Below are 5,217 nucleotides of genomic sequence, written 5' to 3'. Positions count from 1 at the left end.
CCATCGAACTGCCGGAAGGCGTTGAGATGGTAATGCCGGGCGACAACATCAAAATGGTTGTTACCCTGATCCACCCGATCGCGATGGACGACGGTCTGCGTTTCGCAATCCGTGAAGGCGGCCGTACTGTAGGTGCGGGCGTTGTTGCTAAAGTAATGAGCTAATAATTACTCATTAGTTCTGCACTTAAAAAGGGCGCTTCGGCGCCCTTTTTGCTGCCCGTTATTTGACTTGTCACATTTCTTCGCAATTTTAACTCCGCTCCCGTTACGTAGAGATAATTGTGCTATTGTAATTATAACTATTCTCATTTACACTTTGCGCAGAAATTGAACGGGAGCGATCATGTACGTTTGTTTGTGTAATGGTGTAAGTGATAAAAAAATTCGCCAGGCGGTACGTCAGTTTCATCCTCAATCCTTCCAGCAGTTACGCAAGTTTATTCCTGTGGGAAATCAATGCGGTAAATGCGTTCGTGCGGCACGCGAAGTCATGCAGGATGAATTAATGCAAATGCCAGAATTTAAAGAGATCGCCTGAGTCACACTCTTTTTTTTGACATCCCTGTAGCCCCATCTATGCTCTGGAGAGTGGAAGCGGAGGGACTATAAAATGAAAGGTGATGTTAAAATCATAAATTATCTCAATAAACTATTGGGAAATGAGCTTGTCGCGATCAACCAGTATTTTCTCCATGCACGTATGTTCAAAAATTGGGGCCTGACTCGCCTCAATGAGATCGAATACCATGAATCCATCGATGAAATGAAACACGCGGATAAATATATTGAGCGTATTTTGTTTCTGGAAGGGATCCCGAACCTACAGGATCTCGGCAAATTGGGGATTGGCGAAGATGTCGAAGAGATGCTGCAGTCCGATCTTCGGTTAGAGCTCGAAGGGGCGAAAAACTTACGTGAAGCTATCGCCTATGCCGATACCGTTCATGATTATGTCAGCCGGGATATGATGATCGAAATCCTTGCGGATGAAGAAGGACATATCGACTGGCTGGAGACAGAACTGGATCTCATCTCGAAAATTGGCCTGCAAAATTATCTGCAGTCGCAAATCAAAGTGACCAGCTAATCGCCCCTGAGGTGAGACGACAATATCCGGTGATGAAACCCGCAGCTGCCAGAAATGGCCCAAAAGGCAGCGGGTTTTTTAATGCCGATTTTCCATGCACTATCCCCACAACCACGATACCGAAACACCCCAGTAGCGCCGCCCAAAAGACTAATGAAGGCAAAAACATCCACCCATGCCAGGCTCCTAGTGCGGCAAGGAATTTCACATCACCATAGCCGAGTCCTTCTCGCTTACGAAGCAGCCAATAACTCCAGTAGATAAAGGCAAAGCTGGCGTAACCCGCGACGGCGCCCCATACGGCATCGGCAAGTTGTGTCGGGATGATGCACAGGTGAAAGATGAATCCACCCCACAGCAACGGGCAGGTAAACCGGTCCGGTAGTCGTCTGCTGCGCATATCGCAGAAACTCAGAGTCAAAGACAATGCGGTATACAGCAGCAGAAAGGGTAGGGCAGCAGACATCGTGTCATCCTCCATCAACTATGGCGTTACTTTAAAGAAGGTTGATAAGGGAGCAAGGCGCTATTATGGGTATTGCGGGATGCTTTCCAGTAAACCCGCTGCGTTTCTTTCACAACATACAATCCCGGAAGCCTGTTCGCATTACGCGCGAAGTGTTTAATATCTACGCGACACTTGCTTCAGACTGATATTTGCGTATAATGCGCGGGCTTGTCTTAATTGACGGCAGGTTCGATCTGAACCTCGGATAGCCGATTTGGCTGTCTAACAATGCTCCCAATCGGGGAGCTACGTAAGAACGGTTACACTCTCCCATCAATCGTAATGGGTCTGAGGAGTAATCATTTTCGTTTATAAAATAATTGGAGCTCTGGTCTCATGCAGAACCAAAGAATCCGTATCCGCCTTAAAGCGTTTGATCATCGTCTGATCGATCAATCAACCGCGGAAATCGTCGAGACTGCTAAGCGCACTGGTGCGCAAGTCCGTGGTCCGATCCCGCTGCCGACCCGCAAAGAGCGTTTCACCGTTCTGATCTCTCCGCACGTCAACAAAGACGCGCGTGATCAGTACGAGATTCGTACTCACAAGCGTCTGGTTGACATCGTTGAGCCAACTGAAAAAACCGTTGATGCTCTGATGCGTCTGGACCTGGCTGCCGGTGTAGACGTGCAGATCAGCCTGGGTTAATCAGGTCATCGAGCGATTGAGAGGTTGATACAATGATTGGTTTAGTCGGTAAAAAAGTGGGTATGACCCGCATCTTCACTGAAGATGGCGTATCTATCCCAGTAACCGTAATCGAAGTTGAAGCAAACCGCGTTACTCAGGTTAAAGATCTGGCTAGCGATGGCTATCGTGCTATTCAGGTTACCACGGGTGCTAAAAAAGCTAACCGTGTAACCAAGCCGGAAGCTGGTCACTTTGCTAAAGCTGGCGTAGAAGCTGGCCGCGGCCTGTGGGAGTTCCGTCTGGCAGATGGTGAAGAATTCACTGTTGGTCAGAGCATTAGCGTTGAACTGTTTGCTGACGTTAAAAAAGTTGACGTAACCGGTACCTCTAAAGGTAAAGGTTTCGCAGGTACCGTTAAGCGCTGGAACTTCCGTACCCAGGACGCGACTCACGGTAACTCCTTGTCTCACCGCGTTCCGGGTTCTATCGGTCAGAACCAGACTCCGGGCAAAGTGTTCAAAGGCAAGAAAATGGCAGGCCAGATGGGTAACGAGCGTGTAACCGTTCAGAGCCTTGACGTAGTACGCGTTGACGCTGAGCGCAACCTGCTGCTGGTTAAAGGTGGTGTTCCGGGTGCAACCGGTTGCGACCTGATCGTTAAACCAGCTGTGAAGGCGTAAGGGGATAGCAATGGAATTAGTATTGAAAGACGCGCAGAGCGCGCTGACTGTTTCCGAAACTACCTTCGGTCGTGATTTCAACGAAGCGCTGGTTCACCAGGTTGTTGTTGCTTATGCAGCTGGTGCTCGTCAGGGTACTCGTGCTCAGAAGACTCGTGCTGAAGTAACTGGTTCAGGCAAAAAACCGTGGCGCCAGAAAGGTACCGGCCGTGCGCGTTCAGGTTCTATCAAGAGCCCGATCTGGCGTTCCGGTGGCGTAACCTTCGCTGCTCGTCCGCAGGACCACAGTCAAAAAGTAAACAAAAAGATGTACCGCGGCGCGCTGAAAAGCATTCTGTCCGAACTGGTACGTCAGGATCGTCTGATCGTTGTCGAGAAGTTCTCTGTAGAAGCGCCTAAAACTAAGCTGCTGGCACAGAAACTGAAAGACATGGCTCTGGAAGATGTGCTGATCATCACCGGTGAGCTGGACGAAAACCTGTTCCTGGCTGCGCGCAACCTGCACAAGGTTGACGTACGCGATGCAACTGGTATCGACCCGGTTAGCCTGATCGCCTTCGACAAAGTCGTAATGACTGCTGATGCTGTTAAGCAAGTTGAGGAGATGCTGGCATGATTCGTGAAGAACGTCTGCTGAAGGTGCTGCGTGCACCGCACGTTTCTGAAAAAGCGTCTACTGCGATGGAAAAAACTAACACCATCGTTCTCAAAGTTGCTAAAGACGCGACCAAAGCAGAGATCAAAGCTGCTGTGCAGAAACTGTTTGAAGTCGAAGTCGAAGTCGTTAACACCCTGGTTGTTAAAGGGAAAGTTAAACGTCACGGACAGCGTATCGGTCGTCGTAGCGACTGGAAAAAAGCTTACGTCACCCTGAAGGAAGGCCAGAATCTGGACTTCGTTGGCGGCGCTGAGTAAGTCGGAGGAGTAATACAATGGCAGTTGTTAAATGTAAACCGACATCTCCGGGTCGTCGCCACGTAGTTAAAGTGGTTAACCCTGAGCTGCACAAGGGCAAACCTTTTGCTCCGTTGCTGGAAAAAAACAGCAAATCCGGTGGTCGTAACAACAATGGCCGTATCACCACCCGTCATATCGGTGGTGGCCACAAGCAGGCATACCGTATTGTTGACTTCAAACGCAACAAAGATGGTATTCCGGCAGTTGTTGAACGTCTTGAGTACGATCCGAACCGTTCCGCGAACATCGCGCTGGTTCTGTACAAAGACGGTGAGCGCCGTTACATCCTGGCCCCTAAAGGCCTGAAAGCGGGCGACCAGATCCAATCTGGCGTTGATGCTGCAATCAAACCAGGCAACACCCTGCCGATGCGCAATATCCCGGTTGGTTCTACCGTTCATAACGTAGAAATGAAACCAGGTAAAGGCGGTCAGCTGGCACGTTCCGCTGGTACTTACGTTCAGATCGTTGCTCGTGATGGTGCTTATGTCACCCTGCGTCTGCGTTCTGGTGAAATGCGTAAAGTCGAAGCAGACTGCCGTGCAACTCTGGGCGAAGTTGGCAATGCTGAGCATATGCTGCGCGTTCTGGGTAAAGCAGGTGCTGCACGCTGGCGTGGTGTTCGTCCGACCGTTCGCGGTACCGCGATGAACCCAGTCGACCACCCACATGGTGGTGGTGAAGGTCGTAACTTTGGTAAGCACCCGGTAACTCCGTGGGGCGTTCAGACCAAAGGTAAGAAGACCCGCAGCAACAAGCGTACTGATAAATTCATCGTACGTCGCCGTAGCAAATAATTTTAGAGGATAAGCCATGCCACGTTCTCTCAAGAAAGGTCCTTTTATTGACCTGCACTTGCTGAAGAAGGTAGAGAAAGCGGTGGAAAGCGGAGACAAGAAGCCCCTGCGCACTTGGTCCCGTCGTTCAACGATCTTTCCTAACATGATCGGTTTGACCATCGCTGTCCATAATGGTCGTCAGCACGTTCCAGTATTTGTAACCGATGAAATGGTCGGTCACAAACTGGGTGAATTCGCACCGACTCGTACTTATCGCGGCCATGCTGCTGATAAAAAAGCGAAGAAGAAATAAGGTAGGAGGAAGAGATGGAAACTTTAGCTCAACATCGCCATGCTCGTTCTTCTGCACAGAAGGTTCGCCTTGTTGCTGACCTGATTCGCGGTAAGAAAGTGTCGCAGGCCCTGGACATCCTGACCTATACCAACAAGAAAGCTGCGGTATTGGTCAAGAAAGTACTGGAATCTGCCATTGCTAACGCTGAACACAACGATGGCGCTGACATCGACGATCTGAAAGTCGCGAAAATTTTCGTAGATGAAGGCCCAAGCATGA

10 protein-coding genes and 1 pseudogene are annotated in these 5,217 nt (G+C 49.8%); 10 read left to right on the top strand and 1 reads right to left on the bottom strand.

The genetic code is table 11. The features are described from left to right. The 3 genes and pseudogenes from tuf to bfr all read left to right on the top strand — a co-directional run. A pseudogene (gene tuf, locus AB7E14_RS20285) lies at positions 1–164 on the top strand (elongation factor Tu); the annotation flags it as partial. A gap of 181 nt (positions 165–345) precedes the next feature. Then, positions 346–540 carry a bacterioferritin-associated ferredoxin gene (gene bfd / locus AB7E14_RS20280; protein WP_012135433.1) on the top strand — a complete coding sequence of 65 codons (195 nt, stop codon included), beginning with the start codon at positions 346–348 and terminating at the stop codon, positions 538–540. 72 nt (positions 541–612) lie between these two features. Beyond that, on the top strand, positions 613–1,089 hold the full coding sequence (gene bfr / locus AB7E14_RS20275) for a bacterioferritin (protein WP_042998380.1): 477 nt from the start codon (positions 613–615) through the stop codon (positions 1,087–1,089). On the opposite strand, the gene AB7E14_RS20270 is transcribed toward bfr, so the two are convergent. Then, the gene (locus AB7E14_RS20270; RefSeq protein WP_042998379.1) at positions 1,073–1,555 is read right to left on the bottom strand and encodes a prepilin peptidase; all 483 of its coding nucleotides are present in this window, start codon (positions 1,553–1,555) and stop codon (positions 1,073–1,075) included. The two genes, bfr and AB7E14_RS20270, sit on opposite strands and share 17 nt — an antisense overlap. A 378-nt stretch (positions 1,556–1,933) precedes the next feature. Here AB7E14_RS20270 and rpsJ point away from each other — a divergent pair, with 378 nt between their 5' ends. From rpsJ to rplV, 7 genes are all read left to right on the top strand, one after another. Beyond that, complete coding sequence (gene rpsJ, locus AB7E14_RS20265) at positions 1,934–2,245, top strand: 30S ribosomal protein S10 (RefSeq protein ID WP_001181005.1); 312 nt, start codon at positions 1,934–1,936, stop codon at positions 2,243–2,245. Between the two features lie 32 nt (positions 2,246–2,277). Further along, positions 2,278–2,907, top strand: coding sequence for a 50S ribosomal protein L3 (gene rplC / locus AB7E14_RS20260; protein WP_042998378.1), 630 nt, complete (start codon positions 2,278–2,280; stop codon positions 2,905–2,907). A 10-nt stretch (positions 2,908–2,917) separates the two neighbouring features. Continuing rightward, on the top strand, positions 2,918–3,523 hold the full coding sequence (gene rplD / locus AB7E14_RS20255; RefSeq protein ID WP_000424395.1) for a 50S ribosomal protein L4: 606 nt from the start codon (positions 2,918–2,920) through the stop codon (positions 3,521–3,523). After that, positions 3,520–3,822: a 50S ribosomal protein L23 gene (gene rplW / locus AB7E14_RS20250; protein ID WP_000617546.1), complete on the top strand. Its 303-nt coding sequence runs from the start codon at positions 3,520–3,522 to the stop codon at positions 3,820–3,822. Before rplD ends, rplW begins: the two co-directional genes overlap by 4 nt. 17 nt (positions 3,823–3,839) lie before the next feature. Next, on the top strand, positions 3,840–4,661 hold the full coding sequence (rplB, locus tag AB7E14_RS20245; RefSeq protein WP_000301864.1) for a 50S ribosomal protein L2: 822 nt from the start codon (positions 3,840–3,842) through the stop codon (positions 4,659–4,661). A 16-nt stretch (positions 4,662–4,677) separates the two neighbouring features. Next, positions 4,678–4,956 carry a 30S ribosomal protein S19 gene (gene rpsS / locus AB7E14_RS20240; RefSeq protein WP_001138117.1) on the top strand — a complete coding sequence of 93 codons (279 nt, stop codon included), beginning with the start codon at positions 4,678–4,680 and terminating at the stop codon, positions 4,954–4,956. A gap of 14 nt (positions 4,957–4,970) precedes the next feature. After that, positions 4,971–5,217: 50S ribosomal protein L22 (rplV, locus tag AB7E14_RS20235; protein ID WP_428169859.1), on the top strand; the 247-nt coding region annotated here is incomplete at its 3' end.

It is taken from the genome of Citrobacter sp. (assembly GCF_050252275.1).
Lineage (GTDB): Bacteria > Pseudomonadota > Gammaproteobacteria > Enterobacterales > Enterobacteriaceae > Citrobacter_A > Citrobacter_A amalonaticus.
Note: the sequence above shows the minus strand (reverse complement) of the source record. Positions and strands in the feature narration are given on the sequence as shown.

Bases quoted from the DNA above. Each gene is read 5' to 3' on its own strand.
- rplC (WP_042998378.1), top strand. From the start codon at position 2,278: ATGATTGGTTTAGTCGGTAAAAAAGTGGGTATGACCCGCATCTTCACT.
- rplB (WP_000301864.1), top strand. From the start codon at position 3,840: ATGGCAGTTGTTAAATGTAAACCGACATCTCCGGGTCGTCGCCACGTA.
- rplD (WP_000424395.1), top strand. From the start codon at position 2,918: ATGGAATTAGTATTGAAAGACGCGCAGAGCGCGCTGACTGTTTCCGAA.
- rpsJ (WP_001181005.1), top strand. From the start codon at position 1,934: ATGCAGAACCAAAGAATCCGTATCCGCCTTAAAGCGTTTGATCATCGT.
- rplW (WP_000617546.1), top strand. From the start codon at position 3,520: ATGATTCGTGAAGAACGTCTGCTGAAGGTGCTGCGTGCACCGCACGTT.
- rpsS (WP_001138117.1), top strand. From the start codon at position 4,678: ATGCCACGTTCTCTCAAGAAAGGTCCTTTTATTGACCTGCACTTGCTG.
- bfr (WP_042998380.1), top strand. From the start codon at position 613: ATGAAAGGTGATGTTAAAATCATAAATTATCTCAATAAACTATTGGGA.
- bfd (WP_012135433.1), top strand. From the start codon at position 346: ATGTACGTTTGTTTGTGTAATGGTGTAAGTGATAAAAAAATTCGCCAG.
- AB7E14_RS20270 (WP_042998379.1), bottom strand. From the start codon at position 1,555: ATGTCTGCTGCCCTACCCTTTCTGCTGCTGTATACCGCATTGTCTTTG.